Genomic DNA, 24,994 nt, shown 5'->3' on the forward strand with positions numbered 1-24,994 from the left:
ATGAATTAACATTACTGCGCTGTATATCCTCCATCTATAACCACCGCTTGACCAGTCACTCCTTTAGATTTATCACTTGCTAGAAATAGTATATAATCCGCAATTTCTTGTACGGAAAGTAATCGCTTTTGTGGAACTAATGGATAAATAACATCTTCTAAAACTTTTTCTAACGTGACGCCTCGATTCTCAGCTAATTCACCTAATTGATTACGAACAAGAGGTGTATCAACATAGCCAGGACAAACTGCATTAGCTGTAATGCCAAATTCAGCACCTTCTAAAGCCGTAACTTTTGTTAAACCAACCACACCATGCTTTGCACTGTTATAAGCTGATTTCCCAGCAAAACCAATTAACCCATTAATTGAAGCCATGTTAATGATTCGACCAAAACCTTGTTTTTTCATAATTGGCATAGCGTGTTTGGTTGTTATATATGGTGCCACGAGCATGACCTTAATCATTAATTCAAATTTTTCACTCGGAAAGTCTTCAATCGATGCTACGTGTTGTAAACCAGCGTTATTAAATAGAACATCTAATCGACCGTATCTCTCAACAGCCTGATTAATAGCTTTCTCGATCTCCTCTTCTTTCGCCACATCACATTTTAGCCCCATTACGTCATACCCTTCACCTAAAAGTTCTTTTGCTACTTTTTTTACTTGATCTTCGCTAATGTCACTTAATACAACTTTAGCTCTGTTTTCAGCAAATTCCTTTGCCACTTTATAGCCTATTCCACTCGCCGCTCCAGTCACAAAAACTACTTTATCTTCTACCATTCATAATCCCCTTCCAGGCTTATCACATTTTATAATTCCTATTTAAAATTACTATTAGTGCTATTCACTCATTTCTCCTTCAATTTTATTTAAATTGTTCTTATTATCGACCGTTTTACAATAGCTGACAAAATAAGTGTTTATTTATAACACCTTCTGACAAATATCTTTTAAAAGGTTTTATATAATGGTAAAAAGTTTTTGTAAGGAGAAGGGATTATGGAGACACCTGTAAAAATATATCACGTGGATCAAGGCGAATGGCAAAAGAACAAGCTAGTTATGGAGAACCCAGAGCAGGAGAACTTATATTTCTTTCGATTTATTGGAGGAAACCCTAGTGAAACGGATGAGCTTATTCAGCAATTACGTGTGTTAAAAGGTCAAAAAACACTGCTCATCGGCATTTTTCGCTTTCCTTTTCGCTTTGAAGGCAAGAGGCGCGCCCAAACAGCAACCGAACAATATTTAAGAATGAAAGAGTTTTGCGATGCCGTCATCTATTTCCATAGTGATGATTTAATGGATCTGATCGACCATAAAACTTCTATCCGTGATGCTCAAAATACTTTTAATGCTGTAGAAGAAGAGACGATTCGTTCCTTAAAAGAGCTTATCGAACACACTGGTGATATGAATATCGATTTTCACGATATTGAATCATTTATTCATAAAAACAAAGGCCCATTTTTCATACATACAGTTGAAAATGACTCCTTTGATATCCCATTGAAATATCTGATTTCCACTCCTTACTTACCTAAAGATTTTACTGATGGCGATCAACTTATTATTAATATTGGCTATACAAGAGATGTCAATATGGAGACATTTAGGCAAATTAATTTGCGCCTCCATGATTTATTTTCTAAGGCTGAACTTTTTAAAATTGGTTCTTACTTTATTGATGAACCCGGTGAACGTTTTAAAATTACGTTGATTGTAAACGGAATCGCTGACCCTATAGAACCACCTGAGAATTACCGAAAAATCTCGAAATACAATGAAATGGTCGGTCGGTGTAAAAGAATCATTGAAAAAGGAAAAAGAAGATACAAGCTAATGAAAAGTTGACCTATTGATCAGGTCAACTTTTTTATTATTCATCTCCGTTTAAATTGGTTGAATTAAGGTAATGTTTTCAATATAAGCACTTAAATGGAGGATGATTAATAGATGAAACCCGAAGATATGCAAAAAGGACGTACACCTCGACAGGTTCAGGATAAACAACCAGGCATTGAATCCATTATGGATCCACGCCCTCATCAACCGAAGGAGTATGTAGGTACCAATAAACTTAATGATAAAGTCGCCTTAATTACTGGTGGAGATAGTGGTATAGGACGAGCTGTTTCGATGCTATATGCTAAAGAAGGGGCACATGTGGCGATTTCTTATTTAGATGAACACGATGACGCTGAAGAAACTAAAACACTTGTTGAAGCAGAAGGGGTCAAATGTCTGTTGCTTCCTGGTGATATTAAAGACCCAGAGCACTGTGATCACTTAGTTAAACAAACCGTTAATCATTTTGGTAAACTTAATATTTTAGTTAACAATGCTGCGATTCAATACATTCGTGAAGATGTCACAGATATTTCAAACGAACAATTTGAAGAAGTCTTTCGCACCAATTTCTTTTCTCAATTCTATTTAACTAAAGCAGCTGTTCCTCACATGAATTCTGGAGATTCTATCATTAACACGTCTTCCATTAATGCCTATCAAGGAAATGCAATTTTGATGGATTACTCAGCGACTAAAGGAGCCGTTACTGCTTTTACTAGAAGCATTGCACAGAGCTTAGCCAGTAAAGGTATAAGAGCCAATACAGTGGCACCAGGACCCGTATGGACGCCACTCATCCCATCATCATTTGATGAAGATGGCGTTGAGAATTTTGGGCAGGATAATCTAATGGGACGTCCTGGACAGCCCTCAGAGCACGCATGGCCATTCGTTATGCTTGCCTCTGATGAATCTTCTTACATGACTGGACAGGCGATTCATATTAATGGAGGGTCATATACATCCTCATAATAAGATGAAAAATTATAAAAACAGTACAACAGGCCCGTTTATCGGGTCTTTTTTGTATATTTGTTTTTTAGAAAAATTTACCTTTAAGCATATACCAACAAATATTAAAGAGTTCATATCATGCTTTTTCTTTGTAAACCATCACTTGATTTCTACCTTGCGACTTGGCTTGGTATAAAGCTTGATCCGCTCGATCTAATAGCTGTTTGGCTTCATAACCAGATTGTGGGTGCATTGTTTCCACCCCTAAGCTAATCGTCACATAAGGCTTAATATGAGAAGTTTCATGAGGAATCATTAACCGTTCAACATTTTGTCTAATATTCTCCGCTACCTTTAAGGCACCCTGTTCATCTGTCGCAGGAAGTATGACCACGAACTCTTCCCCGCCATATCTAGCAAAATAATCAGTTGGTCTGTTCAAACTAGACTGAATAACTTGAGCCACTTTAATTAAGCATTCATCTCCTTTAATGTGACCATATGTATCGTTATATTGTTTAAACTGATCAATATCAATCATAATTAGAGAAAGTGACGTTTCATGTGAAACTTTCATATACTCTTCACTTAACACTTGATCAAAATTCCGCCGGTTAGGAATTAGTGTTAAACCATCCATATTTGCCATATGACTTTGTATAATAATCTCTCTTTGTTGGTCTAAAATTTCCTGTGAATTCTTTTGAATTTGTTTAAACAACAATCCTATAAAACTCCCAACAGCCACAAAGAATACTAGTCTTAAAACCCACGAAAAGGTTAACTGATTAACATTTTCGGCCACATCAACAAGCATTAGGGGTCCAGCTAAGATTCCACTAATTAGGCCAACCGCAATACCTCCAAGAATTTTCCAATACCAAGCCGCTAATATAATTGGAAAATAGTAAAAGTGTACGGTAACAGTATTTGGCCTCAATAAATAAACGATCATCCAAGCAATTGCCAGGGCCATTATTATATAACTAACTGACAATTTTCGGCCCTTTAAAACCACACTAATCCACCTTTCGACTCAATAATTTAATCCCTTTAATCATTTTCTAGACAAAAAGTCTATCTCCTTCCTGATGACCATAAGTAAAGATCTAGAAATAATGAAAAACCAGCCGAATATACGACTGGTCAGAAATCAAACTAATTTTCTTACATTATTTATAACTGTATCAATATCATCTTCTGTAACATCATAGTTTGTTACAAAGCGAACCGTATATGGTCCAAAGGCAACAGTTAGGATTCCTTCTCCTTTTAATTTTTCAATAAACTCCTCACTAGTAACACCAAGTCCTTTGACATTCACCAATAAAATATTGGTCTCAACTTGGCCTTCGATTTCAATGCCATCAATGTTAGCAAAACTATCTGCTAACTTCTTAGCATGATCATGATCTTCAGCTAACCGGTCAACCATATCATTTAATGCAATGATGCCAGGTGCTGCTACAATTCCCACTTGCCTTAAACCACCACCGAGACGTTTACGCCATTTTCTTGCTCGATCTATAAATTCTTTAGGTCCAGCTAAAATTGAACCAACCGGCGCCCCTAATCCTTTAGATAAGCAAAACTGAACCGTATCAGTCTGTTCAGCAAACTTATGTATCGGTATCCCTGAAGCAACAGATGCATTAAATAAACGTGCCCCATCTAAATGGACCGGAATATTGTGTTCGCGAGCAATCTTCGCAATAGCTTCCATATTTTCTAAAGGTAAAATGGCACCTCCAGCTTTGTTATGCGTATTTTCAAGGCAGATTAAGCCCGTTTCAGGAAAATGAACATCTTCTGGTCGGATAGCGGCTTTAACATCCTCAGGGTTCATTGCTCCACGCACCCCTGCAATCGTCCTCGGCTGAATTCCTGCTAAAGCAGACATAGCAGCACCTTCATATAAAAACACATGCGCATTAGACTCCATAATCACTTCATCGCTTGGTTTACAGTGTGTGAGTACAGCAATTTGATTTCCTTGTGTACCACTTGTTACAAATAATGCCGCTTCTTTCCCCAGCTTCTCAGCAGCTAATTCTTCTAATCTATTAACGGTTGGGTCTTCGACATAAACATCATCACCAACCTCTGCATTATAAGCTGCTTTTCTCATGGCTTCTGTTGGCTTTGTGACAGTATCACTTCTTAAATCAATCATGAGTACCCCTCCCATACTTTTACTCTATTCTATTACATTTTTGCTATATACCAAACTCATAAATTGAAAAAATACCCTGTCTAAACTAGATCTTAAGTTTAATCCATCATTACAATTAATTGTCAAAAGAGGTAAAGAAGTTTAATTTTTTGTCAGACGGTTATCGTATGAGTACAAGCCCTTTAAATGGGTTAGTACTCTTATGGAGGGATAACCATGAATTTAATGCGTGCAAAAGAAATTAAAGAAGACCCAGTTATAAAAGATGTTGTTTATAATGGTGAATATGTTTACATTGATGATGTCGACGATGAACGCCAAAAAGTTGTTGTTCATTACTTAAGACGTGATGGAGAAGAATTTGAAGTTAATGTGACAGATTTAAAAGAAGAAGATTAAGTAGTTTAACCCAGCCACTGTTCAAGCAGGGCTGGGTTTACATATGTTTAAGTGTTTTCCGTTCCAAATATCGCTACATATTGATTAACTAATTCAAAGTTTTCTCCATTCCATTGCAACGTATTTAATACGTATCCTAATGAATCAGCATTATATTGACCTGCTATTCTTTGATAAATTAGTAGTTCGTAAACCCCATCCATATTAAAATCAACTGGATATAAACCGCTTAATGGATTAACCCATCCACTGATTGGATATATTAATCGTCCATTAGAATCATAGATTTCATTTAAATAATCGAAACCCCTTGTAGAAATATCTATAATATATCGTTCATTATTTTCCTCACTAACCACTTCTACTTTGTAATAATCCTGGAAAGTAACTTCATAATTGTATCGGTCATTATAAACGTTGCTATCAAACAATAGTTTGGCTTCGTCATTTAAATAGGAGTAAATGAATTCATACATCGTACCCCCACTGCCACCTGTAGCAATACTAATTAAGATATCATCCACTCCATCACCCGTCATATCCCCTAAAAATAAAGTCGGGTTATAACCAGCATTTTCACTCAGCTCTGTTCTCGACAACCGTCCTGATACGCCATCTTGAACAACAAGCGTAATCTTTTGGGTAAATGGGCTATCAGGTGTGATCACCCCTGTTAAAAACACGTTATCTAAGACCCCGTCCCCTGTTACATCGCCTTGTGCAAACGAGACAATTTCTGGTTGGCGTATATTCCTGTTAGAATAATTCATTTCATTCTCCTTTCAATAGCCTTTTAAATAAAAATAGGTTCTATTAAAGATTGTTGTTGATTCTACGAATCGCTACAGGCGGACGCTTTCCGCGGGCACGGCCTCAACTTCCCAAAACTCACTCCCGTTCGTTTTGCGTGATTTTCGGCTCGTGCTGTTCCCGCAGGAGTCGCCGCCTTTCGCTTTTCTTAAATTTAGACAATCTGTCACTTTATGTTCTTTACTATATGAAACATTGAACTTTAACAGAGCCTAATACTATTTTATGGGCAATTAGAAGGTGTGCTACTTGACCTAAGCAAAAATCCCAAATGCGTTATTGGTTGCATATATTAAATTAAAAATAGTTGGAGGATTTTAAGATGTTTAGAAATCAAACAGAACCGTTACATGAATTAAGTGTTAGACAGCAACCCACTGTGCAACAAGTGATGCAAACTTTGCGTTCAGAGCACAATAATTTATACTCTCAATTAACTCGACCTGGGGTAAACAGGCAATTTATTGACTATGTTTTTTATTTACTAGTAAGTTTTACACTTAATCAAGCCAATACAAATCAGTCAGCTAGTCAAATCTATAACCAATTTAATAATCGAGTCCCATGGCTTAACCAAATCTTTCGGGCAAACAATGTCCCTCAAAACGTATACGAACGAGTCTTTATCAATGTCATTCAAATAGCATTAGATCAAATTGGCGGAGGGCAACCTCAACCACCTTCAACAGGTTGGTCTAATTGGGAAAACCTTGGCGGAACATTAACATCAGCTCCAGGGGTCTCATCTTGGGCACCTAACCGCTTAGATGTTTTTGCACGAGGCCAGAATCAAGACCTCATCCATAAATGGTGGGATGGCGATCGTTGGAGTGGTTGGGAAAGCCTTGGAGGTGTTTTAACTTCACCACCTGCTGCAGTGTCTTGGGGACCTAACCGAATTGATGTATTTGTACGAGGAACAGATCAAAGCCTTTACCATAAATGGTGGGACGGTAGACGTTGGAGTGAGTGGGAAAACCTCGGTGGGACTTTAACCAGTGGACCATCCGCTTCATCTAGACGATCTAACCAATTAGATGTGTTTGTTAGAGGAACAAATAACAGACTTTATAAACGTACCTGGAATGGATCACGTTGGGAAGATTGGGAAGACCTTGGGGGTAATATTACATCTCACCCTGCTTCGGTCTCTTGGGGACCTAACCGTATAGATGTATTTGCAAGAGGACAAAATCAAGAGCTCATTCATAAATGGTGGAACGGCAATCGTTGGAGTGAATGGGAAAGCCTTGGAGGCCAGTTAGTAGGAGCACCTGCTGCATCATCACGTCGCCCTAATCAAATTGATGTATTTGTTAGGGGCACTGACAATCAATTGTATAAAAAGTCATGGAACGGCTCTCGCTGGGAGGACTGGCAAAGCCTTGGAGGAAACCTAACTTCTCCTCCAGCTTCAGTCTCTTGGAATGCAAACCGGATTGATGTGTTTGCACGAGGTCGAAATCAAACCCTTAATCACATTTATTATAGAGGATAAAAATATGCCCTTGATAGGAATGGTATCTATCAAGGGCATAACTTTCTATTTATTCATTTTACTTAAAAAATCACCTAAAAGATCGTCTAAATCCTGCTCGTTACTTTCCTCAGGTTTTTCTTTTGACTCCTCAGTGTGTTGGAATGCTTCTTCCCAATTGATAGAATCTAAGTCATCATCATTAGAGACCGTTTCTTCCTCAACCACTTCTAAACTCTCAGTCTCAGGTTCTTCCGTTGAATCCTCTTGTAAATACAATGCTTCATCAATATCTGTTGAATGGCTATTTAAGTTGGCCAGTAGTGATGTCGCTCGAACTGGGTCACTTAATAATTGGTAGACGATACTGCCTAGTAAAGCTTCAGAATGTTCATGCTTAATCCAATCACGTTGAGCTTTACTTAGTTTATTAGGAAGTGGAATCGTTATGGTTTCTTGTTCTCTATTATTAGAGTAGTTAACGCCATCTAGAACATATTCAGCAATTTTACTAGAAAAATTCCTTCTCTCAACTTCTTTCAGTTTTTGCAACTCTTTTAGCAAATGCTCTGGTGTATCTGATGGGATTCTGAATGAAATGGCTTGACCTCTTTTTATTTGTGCTTGTGATTTTTTCATAGCATCACCTTATTAGCTCTTTGTAGCCTTTTTCTTATCCTTATCCGTATCTTTCTTTTCCGCTTCATTCGCTTGTTCAGACTTCTTCACATAATCAGCAATCAATTTATAATAAGCATTCGCCATCATCCAGATACTTTCTTTTTCATCTTCAAAAAATTCAATATTATAACCGTCTAAATTGTTATTGATTGTCTTCATGTAGTCTTTAAGCACATTAGAACCACCACCAACAAAATAACATATCTCAGTCTGAGAATTCTTTTGCCATACATTACGAAGTAGACGGTATTGCTTTTTAGCTAATTCTAAAAGGATGCGATCTGTCGTATCATGTACACTCGTACGACTACCTTTAACCATAATATGATTTCGATCATTATTTCTAGTGATGATATCAACGACATCCCGACGACTGTCTAACTCTACCCCATGCTTACTAAAAATTTCTTCCCTGATATTTTCTAATGACTCCGAAACACCTAAGTTATAGCCCTGAGCTTTATCGTCATCGACTGTACGATTTTTTATGACGGCAATGTCAGTAGATAAACCACCAATATCCTGAATTAAAATTCGTTTATCTATTAAATCTTTATTCGTGATTTTTAAGTCATGATCCATAACTAAATTAATAAAAGCGGCGAACCCTTCTGGATATACTTTCACTTCATCAAACTTTAAATTCACTTTGATTCCTTGGTATTTAGGTGTTACTAAAAATTCGACCTGGTGGACAGACCCTGTTAATTTCGAGCGGTACCCTGCGTCGTTCCCTTCTTTCACTTCACGAAGTGGCAAACCTGTACCTAATGTATAATTCGCATCTACAACATCTTTAGATTTATTAAAGTTATGAGAGTTATCTCCATTGACTGCATCTAAAGCTAGACTTGCAAAAAGCATCACTAATGTTTGGTCTTCTTGTGATTTGCTACTACCTGGATCTAGCTCTGTTGAGTTATCACTTTTTGTTGCTAAATTACCAATTCGATAGATTACATTATTTTCTTTAAGGGCAGGAGAGTGTACTTTAATGTGGATACCATCAAGGGGGTTCTTATCATCTAAATCTTCAATACCAATCACTGGGCGGTCTTCAATATCTCTAGCAATGATATTCGGTATATTTAATTCATAATCAAGTTCCCCAAAGATAGCTTTAACCGAATCATTCCCTACGTCTACAGCTGCAATTCTTGATTGATTTTGAGTCATGTAAAAATCCATCCTTTGTTTATGTATTATTTGGTCTTGTTATGAAAGTTTATTAGAGTTAGATGGCTGCTTCAATGCGACTCAGAAAAAGAAATAAAACTGTAATCTAATTGAAATATGACTCATTACAGTAAACGAGTACGTTTACAACGAATACAAAAATGTAAACATACTGAAAACACAACAAGTGTACTTGACCGTTTACTTGTTTACATTTTTGTATTCAATTGTTTACATGTTGCAAACTTGTAAACTTTAAGTTTATTTACAGAACTCAAATATCATTTATTACTCAGTGAATCACCTTAATTTCTTCTACATCGTATAGAAGATTAAACCCTATAGGTTTTAATCCACCTTCAAGCTTTAAATCATAAGACACACCACCTAAATACAACCCTTTACTCTCTAAAATACCTTCCAGGACTATTTTTTCATTATTGCAACTACCGTTTATGACTAACTTCTTTCCGATTAAAGAATCATAGATCTTATATTGCTCATCTTCATTAAGATATTTGAATGAAATAATTAAGTCTTTATTTTGCTCATTACTGTTTAATTCCATCTGACCTCACCTCTACGATTAGTTTTGACAGTTCAAAAGGTTTTTAACAAAATAAAATCTAACCACTCTGGAGCTACCAATTATGTCGTGGGCTTCTAAACGTCAGAGGATCCTGGGGGAATTGATAAAATATATCGTGATTACGTGAAGAATAAGGGGCTTAATATTTTTCATGAGGATGAAAAATAACTTCCACCTAAAATCCATGGATGATTCACTGGAAGGAATAGGATTTGAATTCTCAGTTATGGGCTCGGTTAAAATAGTAACAGTAACATTCACAATCCCTTTAAAGTAAGCTTAGCTTAACGCTAAGTACTCCCTAATAAGGTGTAAAAAAGAGCAAATCGGAAATAAGTTTTCCGAGCTGCTCTTTAATTCTTAAGGTATATTTATTTATAACTAAATGTTATATATATTCAAAACCTCCCTGACCTAAATATCGAGTAGATCAACCATGCGAACATGAGCATGGCAATAACAAAACCTATTTCAATAGCAGGTACATTCCAAAGTAGTGACGATTGTTGTCTTCCCAGGGCAGATCCAATAATCAAACCAACCATAATTAAACTAAATGATAATAATACGATACTGAATGATAACCGATTACTTACTGTATCTAGTTTTGATAAAAAGTTATCTGCCTTTGGAACCGAAATCTCAACAGGGATTTTTCGTTTCTTTGCGGCTATGCTAAGCTCCTTAACAATTTTAGGCATGTCTTCGATGATTTCACCGTATTCATCTAGTTGATCTACGAAATTCTCTGCCAGACGTTTAGGGTTATATTTTTCGCGTATCAATTCTCGCCCAAACGGTTCAGCCGCTTCAACAATATTAAAGTTTGGATCCAATTGATCAAGAACTCCTTCTAAAGTCAGTAATGTTTTTCCTACCATAGTGAGATCTGTTGCAATCGTAATTTGGTGCTTATGCGCAATTGAAAATATATCTGTGATTGATTGTCCTAGGCTGAATTCATTATCTGGGACATCATAATATTTGATAATGAGTTGGTCGATATCACCTCTTAATTCGTGCAAACTGACATCATCAGGAGTTATTCCCATTTTAGTAATCGTTTTAATGACTTTATCTGAGTCTTGTTTAACCATTGCGAGAACTAAAGAGGCCAAATGTGTTTTCATCTCAGGAGATAAGCGCCCCATTAACCCAAAATCTATAAGTCCAATATTTTTATCAGAAAGGGCTAATATATTGCCAATATGAGGGTCTCCGTGGAAATAACCGTCCTTAAATATTTGATAGAAAATTGCATTAGCTAATTGACTTGCTAAGGACTCTAAGTTATGCCCATTTTCTTCTAATTCAGCGACTTCATCTAGTTTTATACCTTCAATAAATTCCATTGTTAATACTTTTTCAGTAGTATAATCCCAATAAATCTTTGGAATTCGTACTGATGAATCTTCTTCAAATTGCTTTGCCATTAAATCAGCATTTCTACCTTCTGTGATATAATCCAGCTCATCTTTTATAGCTTTGGAGAATTCATTCACGACTTCTGTAACTTGATAATTCACAGCCCAATTAAATTTCTTTTCCGCTCGTATAGCAAGCTCATAGATAATTTCAAGGTCTGTATGTATTTGCTTTTCAACGAGTGGGCGTTGAACTTTTACAGCTACATGCTCACCTGAGTTCAATACAGCCTTATGAACTTGACCAATCGAAGCGACACCAATTGGCGATGGATCGAACTCTTCAAAAAGATCATATAAATCCGCTTTTAGTTCTTTCTTTACTATTTTTTGGACATCCTCTAAAGGAAATGGAGCAATTTCATCTTGTAAATATGAGAGCTCATCCATGATGTCTTCAGGAATTAAATCTGGTCTAGTACTCGCCATCTGGCCAATTTTAATAAACGTTGGACCTAATTCTTCTAAAAATTGACGAACCCTGACTCCAATAGACTTCGTAGTTTCTTGGTCACGCCTGACGTATAACCTTCGTGGCAAAGAAAACACACGATCCATCCCTAATTCCTTTACTATGAAGCCTAATCCATTACGAGAAAAAGCTGCTGCAATTTCCCGGTATCGAGACATATGGCGCATCTGTTTTCTAAAAATATTCCTCACCTCTTTTCTTCTCTATTCGTACCTCTTCTTACTCTTCATTGTTTAACTGATTCTCCAACTTGTTAACTCTCTTTTCTAAAGATTGGAAGTCTTCTTTTGATGGAACTTCTAATTCATCTAAATATTTTTTAATTTGTGTTTGCACTTTTCGGTCAAGTTCTTGTTGTCTTTGTTCGCCTTTTGTTTGTAGTTCATTTAATATACTGTTGGATTCTTCTTTCGTTAATTGTCCTTTTTCATTTAGTTCTTCCATCACTTTATCTACTTGTTCTTTACTAGCTGCAGCTAATCCAAGGCCTATAGACATTCCTTTTATGAATGTATCTTTCATATTCACGACCTCCTTTATAATCATTAACTTATTTTTACTTTACCCTTTATAGTTTGTATAAAAACAAACCTGTATGTACATGAGCGTGTGTTTAGGTAAAATAAAAACTGCTGAGTCCTCATTGAACTCAGCAGTTTTTAAGTTATTATTTGGATGATTCTACGAATCGCTACAGGCGGACGCTTTCCGCGGGCACGGCCTCAACTTCCCAAAACTCACTCCCGTTCGTTTTGCGTGATTTTCGGCTCGTGCTGTTCCCGCAGGAGTCGCCGCCTTTCGCTTGGCGTAAAAAATCCTACACTTCATTTTATTTGTTTAACAACATTAAGCTTAAACAACACCATTCTATTAATTTTCAATTGATTCTTTGTCATTCAGGTTAAGTGCTTCAGCGGTTGTTGCATGAATCTCTTTAATCAATTCTGGGTTTTCGACTAATGATAAACCATAAGAAGGGATCATTTCTTTGATTTTTGGCTCCCAATCTTTAATTTGTTCTGGGAAGCATCTTTCCATAACTTCAAGCATTACTTGAACCGCTGTTGAAGCACCAGGTGAAGCTCCTAACAGTGCTGCAATGGACCCATCCTCGGCACTCACAACCTCTGTACCAAACTGAAGGGTTCCTCTTCCACCCGCTTCAGTATCTTTAATGATTTGAACACGTTGCCCTGCGACAACTAAGTCCCAATCCTCACTTTTAGCATCAGGGATAAATTCACGTAACGCTTCCATACGTTTCTCTTTCGATAACATTACTTGTTCGATTAAATATTTCGTTAATGGCATTTCTTTAACCCCTGCTGATAACATCGTTAGAAGGTTATAAGGCTTCACAGATGTAATCAAGTCCATTCTTGAACCCGTTTTTAAGAATTTCGGTGAAAAACCTGCAAACGGTCCGAACAATAATGATCTCTTATTATCGATAAATCTCGTATCAAGGTGTGGTACAGACATCGGTGGTGCACCCACTGGAGCTTTACCATAGACTTTTGCATGATGTTGCTTAATGACTCTTGGGTTATTACACACCATAAATTGTCCACTTACTGGAAAGCCCCCAATTCCTCTGCCTTCAGGAATACCAGATTTCTGTAATAAATGCAGACTACCTCCACCAGCACCAATAAAGACGAACTTAGCCTGATGACGAGTCACTTCACCACTCTTTTCATCGCGTACCGTAAGCTCCCATAACCCTTCATAATTTCGTTGGATATCTTCCACGCTATGTTTATAATTCACTTCGACATTTTGAGTACTTAAATAGTCAAACATTTTTCGTGTTAAAGCCCCGAAATTGACATCTGTTCCATCATCAATTTTTGTCGCAGCTACCGGTTCGTTTGATTGGCGATCTTTCATAATAAGAGGAATCCACTCTTTTAATTTTTCAGGGTCATCAGAAAACTCCATCCCCTCAAATAATGGTTTATTAGACATAGCTTCGAAACGTTTCTTTAGAAAATTAACGTTGTCCTCACCACGCACTAAACTCATATGAGGTAGAGGCATGATGAACTCTTGAGGATTCGTTAGTAGATTTCTATTTACAAGGTATGACCAGAATTGTTTAGAAACCTGAAACTGCTCATTGATTTTGATTGCCTTATTAATATCAATCGATCCGTCTGGTTTTTCATTGGTGTAGTTCAGTTCGCATAACGCAGCGTGTCCAGTTCCTGCATTGTTCCACTCATTTGAACTTTCCTCACCTGTTTTATCTAATTTCTCAAACACTTTAATTTCCCATTCCGGTACCAATTCTTTTAGAAGCGAACCTAACGTCGCACTCATGATGCCGGCGCCAATTAAAATAACGTCTGTTTTAGTTTGTCCGTTGCTCATGTTTACCTTCCTATACCGTAAGATTTTAAAGATATGTCTGTGTTGCTTACTTAAACATCACAAAAAGCCAGGGTATTACCTGGTTTCCAAAACTCTTTAAATTATATTTTTATATACTAAATACCAACAATTTATGATATTATATTCGTTTATTATTATATAATATTTTGCTGTTATTTTAAAGTCGCATTGTCTGATTGATAGCATTTGTGAAAAATGTTTGGTTGATTTCAGTGATTCATTTGCTTAAAAAAATCTGTGTTATGAATTTGTTTAAAAATTAGGAAAAATCCCATTATTATGATAGTTAGCTTATTCGTTGACATAGATTCTTGAGCATTTATAATATCTAATGTTACTTAATAATTATTATAGATATGTAATTTTAATAACAATACTGGTTAGACTATCTATAGTAAAAATTATTTTAGGAGGAATTTCAATTATGTCTTTAATCGGAAAAGAAGTAGAACCATTTAAAGCTCAAGCATATTTAAACGGTGAATTTATCGACGTTACAGAAGAAAATTTCAAAGGTCATTGGAGTGTCGTTTGCTTCTACCCAGCAGACTTTACATTCGTATGCCCAACTGAACTTGAAGACCTTCAAAACCAATACCCAGCTCTTCAAGAACTTGGTGTTGAAGTATTCTCTGTTTCAAGAGATTCTCACTTTACTCATAAAGCATGGCACGATACATCAGAAACAATTGGGAAAATCACTTACACAATGATTGGTGACCCTGCTCACGTACTTTCACGTAACTTTGATGTTTACGTTGAAGACTTAGGTCAATCTGATCGTGGTACGTTTATCATTGATCCTGATGGCGTAATTCAAGCTGTTGAAATTAACGCAGAAGGTATTGGCCGTGACGCAAGCACACTAATTAACAAAATTAAAGCAGCACAATACGTACGCAATAACCCAGGCGAAGTTTGCCCGGCAAAATGGGAAGAAGGCGGAGAAACACTTAAGCCAAACCTTGATTTAGTAGGTAAAATTTAAGGAGAGATTTGACACATGGCACTTGATGCAGAAATTAAGTCACAATTGAGTCAGTACCTTCAGTTACTTGAAGACGACTTAGTCCTTAAAGTTAGTACAGACTCTGATGAAAAATCAGAAGAAACACAAGCACTAGTTGATGAACTAGCTGCCATGTCAACTAAAATTTCAATTGAAAAAACTGACCTAGAACACACACCAAGCTTTAGTGTAAACCGTGTAGGAAAAGACTCCGGAGTTACATTTGCTGGTGTACCGTTAGGGCATGAATTCACTTCGTTAGTTCTGGCGTTACTTCAAGTAAGTGGTCGTCCACCTAAGGTTGAACAAAACGTGATCGACCAGATTAAAGACCTTGATGGTGAATACCACTTTGAGACGTATGTCAGTCTTTCCTGCCATAACTGTCCAGATGTTGTACAAGCCTTAAACATCATGAGTGTGTTAAACCCTAACATTTCTCACACAATGATTGATGGTGCTTCGTTTAAAGAAGAAGTTGAAGCAAAAGATGTTATGGCTGTACCAGCTGTTTACCTCAATGGCGAGCCATTTAGTAATGGACGAATTTCTCTTGAAGAAATTTTAGCGAAATTAGGCAAAAGCTTAAGTGCAGATGAACTCTCAAATAAAGACCCATATGATGTTCTTGTCGTCGGTGGAGGTCCTGCTGGCGCAAGTGCTGCGGTTTATGCTTCACGTAAAGGGATTCGCACAGGGATTGTCGCTGAACGCTTAGGTGGCCAAGTTCTAGATACACTTACGATCGAAAACTTTATCAGCGTTAAAAACACAGAAGGCTCTAAACTTGCAGCAGCATTGGAAGAACACATAAAAGATTATGACGTTGATATTATGAACTTACAGCGTGCTAAAGGCCTAGAAAAGAAAGACCTTTTCGAGCTCGAATTAGAAAATGGTGCAAAGCTTAAGAGTAAAACGCTCATCATTTCTACTGGTGCACGCTGGCGTCAAATCGGTGTACCTGGTGAGGAAGAGTTCAAAAACAAAGGTGTCGCTTACTGTCCACACTGTGACGGACCATTATTCGAAGGTAAAGACGTTGCAGTGATCGGTGGTGGTAACTCAGGTGTTGAAGCTGCCATTGACCTTGCTGGAATTGTAAATCATGTCACGGTACTTGAATATAATTCAGAGCTTAAGGCTGATGAAGTTTTACAAAAACGCCTGTACAGCCTACCAAACGTTACAGTTCTAACAAATGCTAAAACATCTGAAATCACTGGTGATGACAACGTTAATGGATTATCATACGTTGACCTTGAATCAGGTGATGAGAAGCATATCAAACTCGCAGGTGTGTTCGTTCAAATTGGTTTAATCCCTAATACAGACTGGTTAGGTGACCAAGTTGATCGTAATAAAATCGGCGAAATCATTACAGATAAAAGTACTGCAACGAATATTCCTGGTGTTTTTGCAGCAGGTGACTGTACAAACAGTGCTTATAACCAGATTATTGTTTCGATGGGTGAAGGTGCTACATCAGCTCTTGCAGCCTTTGACCACCTCATTCGAAATTAATCTAAAATCACTATTCTGCAGATTGCAGGATAGTGATTTTTTCCTTACACAGACGAATCATTATATTGACTGACATAGATTGCTATAGAGTGGTAAGATTATATATAGATGCTAATTTTGAAATGATATAAAGGAGTGGAAACAATGAACGACAAACATTTTGACAAAATCAAAAACAATGACGGATTTATCGCAGCGCTTGACCAAAGTGGCGGAAGTACGCCAAAAGCTTTAGCTGCATACGGCGTACCTGAAACTGCTTATTCTAACGATGATGAAATGTTTAAGCTAGTCCATGATATGAGAACTAGAATTATTACATCACCTGCCTTTAGTTCAGAGAAGATTCTTGGTGCAATCCTATTTGAACAAACCATGGACCGTGAAATCGAAGGTAAATATACTGGCGACTATCTTGCGGACAAAGGGGTCGTTCCTTTCTTAAAGGTTGATAAAGGTCTTGCCGAAAAGGAAAACGGTGTTCAAATGATGAAACCAATTCACGACCTGGATGAAACGCTACGTCGTGCAAACGAACGTCATATTTTTGGTACAAAAATGCGTTCAGTCATTCACGAGCCAAATGAAGAAGGTATTAAAGCCGTTGTTGACCAGCAGTTTGATATTGCTAAACGCATTATCGAAGCTGGCTTAGTTCCAATTATTGAGCCAGAAGTTGATATTAACAGCTCTGATAAAGAAAAATGCGAAGATATGTTGAAAGAAGAAATCCTCAAACATCTAAACGAGCTTTCTTCAGATCAACTAGTGATGCTAAAACTAACTATTCCAACAAAAGCTAATCTTTATAAAGAATTAATCGAGCACCCTAACGTGGTTCGTGTCGTCGCTTTATCTGGAGGATACTCTCGTGATGAAGCTAACGAAAAGCTAAAAGAAAATGACGGCCTAATTGCGAGCTTCTCACGCGCATTAGCAAGTGATTTACATGCCGATCAGTCTGATGCTGAATTCAACCAAAGCTTACAAAAAGCGGTCGATTCCATTCATGACGCTTCTGTAAATAAAAAATAATGACAACCAAAAGTACCTGACTTCTAATTGAAGTCAGGCACTTTTTAGCTTTACTCTATTAACCTTCATTGTTGGACTCTAAACTACGGCTCTCAACCTCATTAACAATCCAATACCCATTTTTGTTAACTAATTTATATTCCATTTCCACGTGGCCAGTCAATTCATTATTACGTTCTTGAATGATTGACACACTACCATCTTTATTTTGCGTAAATGAAAACTCTTTGTCTTCTTGTAAGAATGTAGGTCCATCCATTGCTTTGACATATAGCCCATCTTCTTTTTCTTCAAAATACGTATCGACCATCGATGTTGCCAACTCATCGGACATAAAGTGCATAAAGTGCTCTTTTAAACCTTCCTTTGTTGTATATTCTTTTTGTTTACCTTGGTCATTAGTGTAGCTGACAACCTTTTTAAATGCCTCTTCATATTCCGTTAAAACTGTTTTTGCTCTTCCTTGATCAATAGATTCTGTGTCATTTTTTTCTTTTTCATTATCTTGATTCTCACTACCTTCGTCCTCTGTGTTTTCATTTTGTTCATTATCTTGACTTGAAGGTTCATCTTTTGAATTATTGCTATCCTTACCTTCTTTATTCTCTTTGTCATCAGATTGAGACCCGTTTGATTCATCCTGCTCCGTTTGATTTTCTTCATCCACAGAGGTAGGATCATCCGTTTCGCCTGTGGCGCTTTGTCCACACCCTGCAATGATCAATACTCCAATTAACAATGTAATCGAAAGTAATTTTTTCATTCTATCACCCCTTTTTCTTATTTACTTATTTGACGTGAAAAATGGAATGCTAGTTGCACTTGAATTTAATTTATTTGTAACTAATTTCAACACCACATTTTAGAAATTACTACAGGGACATCCTTCTCTATCAAATATCTATCGCATAAAAATGGTTAATTTTGTCGATAATACCAAATAGTATCTACTATCAGGGGTGGACTATGTATTTAATATTAGTTTTGATTGTTTGGACATTATTTGCTTATAAATTTATTGATTGGTCACGTGTAAAAGACCAATATCCTACGGTTTTATTTTTTATTGCCATAAACATGACTTATAACACAATTTATCATGACCAATTACTCTGGGCTTTTCAGGGTATCACTGCAGAATGGTTAAACCATATGACGATTAATTTATTCTTCACATTTTATATATGTCCGGTAACCCTTATTATATTTTTCCAGCGAATGCCTTCAGCTCGACCTGCAAAAGTAATATATGTAGCAGTTTGGATAATTTTCTACACCATTATTGAGGCATTATTTGCTAGTAAAGGAATGTTTGTATACGGAGAAGGGTGGAGTAGCTGGCACAATATTTGGTTAAACACCTCATTGTTTATATTTTTACTCATCCACTATAGAAAACCTGCTATAGCCATTATTCTTGCGTTACCAGCAGCAGCTATTTTCTATTACATATTCCCTGTTCCACTATACTGACTAAACCATTACCGAGGTGAAATTCTTGATGTTCGTCCAAAATATTTTGTCCACACCAGTATTTTTGTTACTCCTATTAATAACTTATCTGTCTATGGCAATCTATTTAATTAGACTTGGCAAAAAATCTAAAAAATGAAGCTGAAAATAGCTTAAACAAGTCGAAGTTTGGCATGTCCCCTATCAGAGTATTTTGGCTTGTTTTTTGTCTTTATTCACTTATGATACAGTTCATCAAAACAAAGACAACTTGTTCCCTTGCACTATTCGTTTGATTCTATTAAAATATATAAGTTGAAATCCATTCACGATTCATATAAGACATTTTCACTTTTAGTTTGGGAACATTTTCCCTTAAGGAAAGGGTTTAGATATACTATGAAAGATAATTTTTGGCATGAGTTGCCGCGACCGTTTTTTGTTCTGGCACCGATGGAAGCTGTAACAGATGTCGTCTTTCGACATGTCGTAAGTGAAGCAGCAAGACCTGATGTGTTCTTTACAGAGTTTACAAATACAGAAAGCTATTGCCATCCGAAAGCAAAGCACAGTTTACGGGGACGTCTAACTTTCACAGAAGATGAACAACCAATCGTCGCCCATATCTGGGGAGATAAGCCAGAGTACTTCCGTGAAATGAGTATTGGTATGGCCGAAATGGGTTATCGTGGAGTCGATATTAATATGGGGTGTCCAGCGCCTAATGTTGCAACCAAAGGTAAAGGTTGTGGACTAATCCGTCGCCCAGATGTTGCAGCAGAAATCATCCAGGCAGCGAAAGCAGGAGGCCTACCCGTAAGTGTGAAGACTCGATTAGGTTATACAGAAGTTGACGAGTGGCACGAATGGCTTAAACACATTCTTGAACAAGACATTGTTAACCTTTCGATCCACCTTCGTACAAAAAAAGAAATGAGTAACGTCGATGCTCACTGGGAGCTGATTCCGGAGATCAAGAAACTTCGTGATGAAGTGGCCCCTCATACGCTTCTGACAATCAACGGAGACATCCCTGACCGTCAAAAAGGGCTTGAACTTGTTGAGAAGTATGGAGTCGATGGTGTCATGATTGGACGTGGTGTCTTCCATAATCCGTTCTGCTTCGAAAAAGATAAGAAAGAGCATTCTAGTGGAGAACTGCTGGACCTTTTACGTCTGCAACTCGATCTTCATGACAAGTATTCCGAAGAACTTGAGCCACGCCTATTCAGACCGCTTCGTCGTTTCTTTAAAATTTACGTTCGCGGTTTCCATGGAGCAAGTGAATTGAGACATCGCCTGATGAGCACAGAGTCCACCGATGAAGTTCGTGCTTTGCTTGATGAGTTTGCAGAAGAAAATGGCGTGAAAGAATCAAAAGGCTTTTCTGTTTCTTGAGGAATTTCATTATAAAACAAACGAAGTAATTGTCATTATATGAGAGAAGAGCGTTTTGAGCTTTTCTCTCTTTTTTAATATAAAGCAGTATGCTACACTTAATTATACTTTTTAGCTAACTACAAACCCATTGAAAGGCACTTACAGATGAATGCCCCAGTAAATCATTCATTTGGTCCTCAGATAACGGACGACTAAAGTAATAACCTTGGGCCAAATCACAACCTTCCATTTCAAGGAAATTCAATTGTTCTGCATTTTCAATTCCTTCAGCCACAGATCTAATTCCTAAGCGTCGTGCCAAAGTTATAACAGCAGAGACAATAGCAGTATTTTTTTTATTATTTAATAAATTATGAACAAAAGTTCGGTCAACTTTTAATGAATCAATCGGATAATCCTTTAAATAAGCTAAAGAAGAATAACCGGTCCCAAAATCGTCTATTGAAATTCGGACACCCAATTTTTTCAGTTCATTTAAAGTAGATACCATGAATTTGGCATCTTGCATGAAAATACTCTCTGTCAATTCAAGTTCCAATAGATTCGGATCCAGCCCTGTTTCGTGAAGGGCCTTGCTAACACTTGAAACAATATCTCCATTAATAAGTTGTTTAACAGAAAGGTTGACTGCTATGCGGATAGGATGTTCATGCTCACGATTCCATCTTTTGGCTTGAAAACATGCGGTTCTTAATACCCAATCACCGATAGGACCTATTAGCCCTGTTTCCTCCGCAATTGGGACAAATTGATCTGGAGGAATCATCCCTTGATGTGGATGTTCCCAACGAATAAGAGCCTCAGCACCAAATATTTGTCCTGTGCGAAGATCTATTTGTGGCTGATAATAAACAAGAAATTCTTCATTTGCCAATGCAGAATGAAGCATCCGTTCAAGATTGACTTTTTCCTCAAGTAAGCTATTCATAGAGTTATTAAAAAACCTGTAGTTGTTCCCGCCATATTCCTTACTACTATACATTGCGATATCTGAGTTTTTAAGTAGAGCTTCAAGGTTTTCTCCATCTACTGGAAATAAGCTAATTCCAACACTGGCTTTTAAATGAAATTTAGAGTTCTCAACAAAAAAAGGCGTCCTAATGTCGGTTACTATTTTTTCAGCAAAATGAGCCACTTCTGTTTTCGTTTTAGAAGGCAAAATAATAGTAAATTCATCGCCTCCTAAACGCGCCACAATATCCTCTTTACTGACAGATTTAAGTAAACGTTGTGCGACCAGCTGTAATATTTGATCTCCAATGGTATGACCACGAGTATCATTTATCTTTTTAAACTGATCTAAATCGATGAATAAAACTGCAAACTGACTGCCATTCTTTATAAGCTTCCTAAGCTTTTCAGTAAACATAAATCGATTAGGAAGCCCGGTTAACATATCGTGATAGGCTAAATAACTGCTTCTCTCTTCGGCCTTTTGGCGCATTTTATTCTGATGAAATGATTTTCGGTTGGCTCGTTCTAGCTGATTCCCACCTATAATACAAGTAATTTCAACCACCCATAGAGTTAAGGAAAGTATCCCGCTTTCATTCTCACCAATCATGGTAAATTGATATACCGTAACATATATTAATGAGGTCAATACTGCTATTTTATATCTCAACCTTAAAATAAAAAACGCAAATAAAATGACAACAAATACCCCGCTAATGGTTACAAGGTTTTTGTCTAATATAAATTGACCAATATATATTATACTAAGGCCTGCAGCAACATTAGATAAAGCGGTTAGAACCTGAAAGTACCTCAGATATTGTTGTGAAGATAAGATCAGTAGATTCAAAGTAAATATCGGATATAGACCGAAGACTATTACTAAAGTAATATGAAAAAAATGATTAAGATTGCCTGCATATGAAAATATACCAAAAGCAAGCCATGCAAAGTAGGAAAGGACAATGCCCATTCTGTTAAATTCTCGTATTTCGTTATCATAATCCGCTTTATATTCTTTCTCTAGTGATAAATCCTTAAAACTTAATTTAAAGGGATGCAAGCCCAGCTCTAGTTGTTTTCCTTTTATAGCCATACTTTACCTCCTTGTCTCCCTTTTAGATAGGCACACTGAACTCATTATCTATTACTTGATGTTTTTGGCAAATATCTTCTAATGTATTTACCGTATATTCAATCTGCTCCTTGGTATGTGCATAATTAACTATTAATCTAATTCTCCCTTGATTCATCTTCACAGCCGGAAAAACGATGGGAGTAGAATAAATACCCTGAAGGTAAAGATCTTTTACCACCATTCTTAATTTTTGATGGTCTTCAATAAATATTGGAATGATTGGACTCGCGCTATTCCCAAGATTAAACCCTTTAGCTGTTAATAAATGACGCATATAATAGTTATTAGCATGAAGTTTAGTTATTAATGACGGATCTTTTTCTATTTCCTCTAGAGATGCGAGTACAACAGCGGCATCCGCAGGTGTCAAACACGCTTGAAATAAGTATGGATCAGAATATCTTATCAAGGAGCAATATTCCTTATTTGCAGCCAAGAATCCACCTACAGAAGCTGTTGCTTTAGATAAAGTCGACATAATAAAATCAACGTTATCGGTTACTCCCTCTTCATAACAATAGCCTTGTCCTTTTTCACCATAAATGCCAAAAGTGTGCGCCTCATCTACATACAAGTAAAAATTATGTGAATCTTTTAGTTTAGTTAGTTCCTTTAATGGTGCTAGGTCACCGCTCATTGAGTAGGCTGATTCAACTATTACAAAAATGTTCTCAAATGTGTTTTCAAACTTTTGCAATTTCCTGCTTAAGTCACTTAAATCATTATGTTTAAATGACATCCACCTTTTTGCATTAGACAATTTAATGCCGTTAATAATTGATGAATGACTTTCGCGGTCAAAAATAATTAAATCTTTGTTACCTACTAAATATGATATTGCACCTAGGTTTGTCGTGTATCCAGTAGGGAATAGAACAGCATCCTCTTTTCCTACCATTTCGCTTATCTTGTGTTCTATTTGTTTATGCAATGAAGTCATTCCACACGAAGATGCAGAAGTTCCACATCCAGTTCCAAATTGACGTAAAGCTTGACACGCTTTTTCAATTACGTCTATATTTCTATTTAGACTGAGATAATGATTGACATTCCACAGAATGCACTCTCTATTTTCTCCCGAATCTTCTGATACTACATTCATTAAAGTTGCTGAGCCACTTTCTAAGTATCGACCGTACTCATTATCTTTATCTACAAATTTTTGAACTGTCTTCGCACGCTCTTCTAAATTATTCACATCTTTTATATGGCTAAGTACCTCACCGATGGATAAAAATTCAGAACTCATTAAATAACCTCCTTAATTTTAGAAAATCTTTATATCGTTTAATATCGTTATATGAACAACCTTTATAAGTATAATAACCTATTTTTAGTGTCCTTTATTGTCGAAAATTGAAAGAAAGTAAAACTTTTTTACTAAAATTAGATATTGCGATAACAAATTGAAAAAGAATATCTTAGTTACTTTGTACTATATGCTTTTTAAAAAGATATTCTACTGGAAGTTGTTTACTTATAAGACTTTAAATAAGGAGGTATAAAGTATTTGAAGGATAAAAAAATTCGTTTTCTATTTTATTAAAACCACATATTCTCCTAAAAGGGGAAACACCTTATTAAAAAACAAATAATCATGATCCAAGGTTGGAAGATAATATACGCAAAACTGAATTAGGGAAATGCGGTGAGAATTTGGCTTTCCAAAGTATAGATTTCTTCCCCTTGTCAAAAGCTATCCGTAAATCAGCAAAGGAGGAGATAGAAATGAGCGGAAAACCCAAAGGGCCAAAACAGCAGGAAGAACCAAATTTACCAAAGAGTCCGAAGCAGACATACGGCAAACCGATGCAAGGATCGCACAAAGTTAAACAGCGAAATCATTCACGGCAAAAACAAAAATCGGATCATGATATGTAGAATTTAGAGAGAAAATAGACTGATTTAATTAAAAGAAGACTTAAACTGCACTAAAAAAACCCCGTTCCACCTTATAGAGTGACCCAATAATATGAGACAGGAAAAAACACCCCCTATGTCGTATGTAAAAGTATTCGACAATTTAGGAGGTGTTTTTCTTTATGGGTAAAAATCGATTTTATCCTGAAGAAG

Annotated in this window: 23 protein-coding genes; 10 read left to right on the forward strand and 13 right to left on the reverse strand. The window is 36.6% G+C overall.

The window, feature by feature from the left end; all coding sequences use genetic code 11:
• Positions 1-11: 11 nt before the first annotated feature.
• Positions 12-788, reverse strand: coding sequence for a 3-hydroxybutyrate dehydrogenase (locus tag E3U55_RS13485; protein WP_134341006.1), 777 nt, complete (start codon positions 786-788; stop codon positions 12-14).
• A 219-nt stretch (positions 789-1,007) separates the two neighbouring features.
• Here E3U55_RS13485 and E3U55_RS13490 point away from each other — a divergent pair, with 219 nt between their 5' ends.
• Together E3U55_RS13490 and E3U55_RS13495 are read left to right on the forward strand one after the other, a co-directional pair.
• Complete coding sequence (locus E3U55_RS13490) at positions 1,008-1,862, forward strand: FtsZ/tubulin family protein (RefSeq protein WP_134341007.1); 855 nt, start codon at positions 1,008-1,010, stop codon at positions 1,860-1,862.
• Between the two features lie 102 nt (positions 1,863-1,964).
• A complete protein-coding gene (locus E3U55_RS13495) occupies positions 1,965-2,831 on the forward strand; it encodes an SDR family oxidoreductase (protein ID WP_134341008.1) in 867 nt (288 codons plus the stop codon).
• A gap of 118 nt (positions 2,832-2,949) precedes the next feature.
• On the opposite strand, the gene E3U55_RS13500 is transcribed toward E3U55_RS13495, so the two are convergent.
• Positions 2,950-3,831 carry a GGDEF domain-containing protein gene (locus tag E3U55_RS13500; protein WP_134341009.1) on the reverse strand — a complete coding sequence of 294 codons (882 nt, stop codon included), beginning with the start codon at positions 3,829-3,831 and terminating at the stop codon, positions 2,950-2,952.
• A gap of 135 nt (positions 3,832-3,966) precedes the next feature.
• Positions 3,967-4,986, reverse strand: coding sequence for a low-specificity L-threonine aldolase (gene ltaE / locus E3U55_RS13505; protein WP_134341010.1), 1,020 nt, complete (start codon positions 4,984-4,986; stop codon positions 3,967-3,969).
• A gap of 216 nt (positions 4,987-5,202) precedes the next feature.
• Here ltaE and E3U55_RS13510 point away from each other — a divergent pair, with 216 nt between their 5' ends.
• Positions 5,203-5,385, forward strand: coding sequence for an H-type small acid-soluble spore protein (locus E3U55_RS13510; RefSeq protein ID WP_134341011.1), 183 nt, complete (start codon positions 5,203-5,205; stop codon positions 5,383-5,385).
• 47 nt (positions 5,386-5,432) lie between these two features.
• Here E3U55_RS13510 and E3U55_RS13515 read toward each other — a convergent pair whose 3' ends face one another.
• Positions 5,433-6,155, reverse strand: coding sequence for a VCBS repeat-containing protein (locus tag E3U55_RS13515; RefSeq protein ID WP_134341012.1), 723 nt, complete (start codon positions 6,153-6,155; stop codon positions 5,433-5,435).
• 362 nt (positions 6,156-6,517) lie between these two features.
• Here E3U55_RS13515 and E3U55_RS13520 point away from each other — a divergent pair, with 362 nt between their 5' ends.
• Complete coding sequence (locus E3U55_RS13520; protein ID WP_228547571.1) at positions 6,518-7,693, forward strand: DUF346 domain-containing protein; 1,176 nt, start codon at positions 6,518-6,520, stop codon at positions 7,691-7,693.
• Between the two features lie 45 nt (positions 7,694-7,738).
• On the opposite strand, the gene E3U55_RS13525 is transcribed toward E3U55_RS13520, so the two are convergent.
• The 6 genes from E3U55_RS13525 to E3U55_RS13550 all read right to left on the reverse strand — a co-directional run bounded on the left by E3U55_RS13525 (position 7,739) and on the right by E3U55_RS13550 (position 14,411).
• The gene (locus E3U55_RS13525) at positions 7,739-8,311 is read right to left on the reverse strand and encodes a hypothetical protein (RefSeq protein WP_134341013.1); all 573 of its coding nucleotides are present in this window, start codon (positions 8,309-8,311) and stop codon (positions 7,739-7,741) included.
• Positions 8,312-8,323: 12 nt separating this feature from the next.
• A complete protein-coding gene (locus E3U55_RS13530; RefSeq protein ID WP_134341014.1) occupies positions 8,324-9,529 on the reverse strand; it encodes a ParM/StbA family protein in 1,206 nt (401 codons plus the stop codon).
• 292 nt (positions 9,530-9,821) lie between these two features.
• Positions 9,822-10,097, reverse strand: coding sequence for a hypothetical protein (locus tag E3U55_RS13535; protein ID WP_134341015.1), 276 nt, complete (start codon positions 10,095-10,097; stop codon positions 9,822-9,824).
• Positions 10,098-10,516: 419 nt separating this feature from the next.
• The gene (locus E3U55_RS13540; RefSeq protein ID WP_194840924.1) at positions 10,517-12,196 is read right to left on the reverse strand and encodes an ABC1 kinase family protein; all 1,680 of its coding nucleotides are present in this window, start codon (positions 12,194-12,196) and stop codon (positions 10,517-10,519) included.
• A gap of 37 nt (positions 12,197-12,233) precedes the next feature.
• Positions 12,234-12,536, reverse strand: a complete 303-nt coding sequence (locus E3U55_RS13545) for a phasin family protein (RefSeq protein WP_194840923.1) — start codon at positions 12,534-12,536, stop codon at positions 12,234-12,236.
• Between the two features lie 348 nt (positions 12,537-12,884).
• Positions 12,885-14,411, reverse strand: coding sequence for a malate:quinone oxidoreductase (locus tag E3U55_RS13550; RefSeq protein ID WP_228547572.1), 1,527 nt, complete (start codon positions 14,409-14,411; stop codon positions 12,885-12,887).
• Positions 14,412-14,832: 421 nt separating this feature from the next.
• Here E3U55_RS13550 and ahpC point away from each other — a divergent pair, with 421 nt between their 5' ends.
• From ahpC to E3U55_RS13565, 3 genes are all read left to right on the forward strand, one after another.
• Entirely contained in the window at positions 14,833-15,396 is a 564-nt protein-coding gene (ahpC, locus tag E3U55_RS13555) for an alkyl hydroperoxide reductase subunit C (protein WP_134341018.1), read from the forward strand.
• A gap of 15 nt (positions 15,397-15,411) precedes the next feature.
• Complete coding sequence (gene ahpF / locus E3U55_RS13560; protein ID WP_134341019.1) at positions 15,412-16,941, forward strand: alkyl hydroperoxide reductase subunit F; 1,530 nt, start codon at positions 15,412-15,414, stop codon at positions 16,939-16,941.
• Positions 16,942-17,085: 144 nt separating this feature from the next.
• A complete protein-coding gene (locus E3U55_RS13565) occupies positions 17,086-17,976 on the forward strand; it encodes a fructose bisphosphate aldolase (protein WP_134341020.1) in 891 nt (296 codons plus the stop codon).
• Between the two features lie 58 nt (positions 17,977-18,034).
• On the opposite strand, the gene E3U55_RS13570 is transcribed toward E3U55_RS13565, so the two are convergent.
• Positions 18,035-18,739, reverse strand: coding sequence for a hypothetical protein (locus tag E3U55_RS13570; RefSeq protein ID WP_134341021.1), 705 nt, complete (start codon positions 18,737-18,739; stop codon positions 18,035-18,037).
• A 203-nt stretch (positions 18,740-18,942) separates the two neighbouring features.
• Between E3U55_RS13570 and E3U55_RS13575 the strand changes: the two genes are divergently transcribed.
• Positions 18,943-19,449, forward strand: coding sequence for a CBO0543 family protein (locus E3U55_RS13575; protein ID WP_134341022.1), 507 nt, complete (start codon positions 18,943-18,945; stop codon positions 19,447-19,449).
• Positions 19,450-19,827: 378 nt separating this feature from the next.
• A complete protein-coding gene (locus E3U55_RS13580; RefSeq protein ID WP_134341032.1) occupies positions 19,828-20,826 on the forward strand; it encodes a tRNA dihydrouridine synthase in 999 nt (332 codons plus the stop codon).
• 115 nt (positions 20,827-20,941) lie between these two features.
• On the opposite strand, the gene E3U55_RS13585 is transcribed toward E3U55_RS13580, so the two are convergent.
• Positions 20,942-22,879, reverse strand: coding sequence for a putative bifunctional diguanylate cyclase/phosphodiesterase (locus tag E3U55_RS13585; protein WP_134341023.1), 1,938 nt, complete (start codon positions 22,877-22,879; stop codon positions 20,942-20,944).
• Positions 22,880-22,901: 22 nt separating this feature from the next.
• Complete coding sequence (locus E3U55_RS13590; protein ID WP_134341024.1) at positions 22,902-24,170, reverse strand: aminotransferase class I/II-fold pyridoxal phosphate-dependent enzyme; 1,269 nt, start codon at positions 24,168-24,170, stop codon at positions 22,902-22,904.
• A 479-nt stretch (positions 24,171-24,649) separates the two neighbouring features.
• Here E3U55_RS13590 and E3U55_RS13595 point away from each other — a divergent pair, with 479 nt between their 5' ends.
• Entirely contained in the window at positions 24,650-24,802 is a 153-nt protein-coding gene (locus E3U55_RS13595; RefSeq protein WP_134341025.1) for a small acid-soluble spore protein P, read from the forward strand.
• The last annotated feature ends 192 nt before the right edge of the window (positions 24,803-24,994 follow it).

The organism is Filobacillus milosensis (genome assembly GCF_004402015.1).
Classification (GTDB): domain Bacteria; phylum Bacillota; class Bacilli; order Bacillales; family Alkalibacillaceae; genus Filobacillus; species Filobacillus milosensis.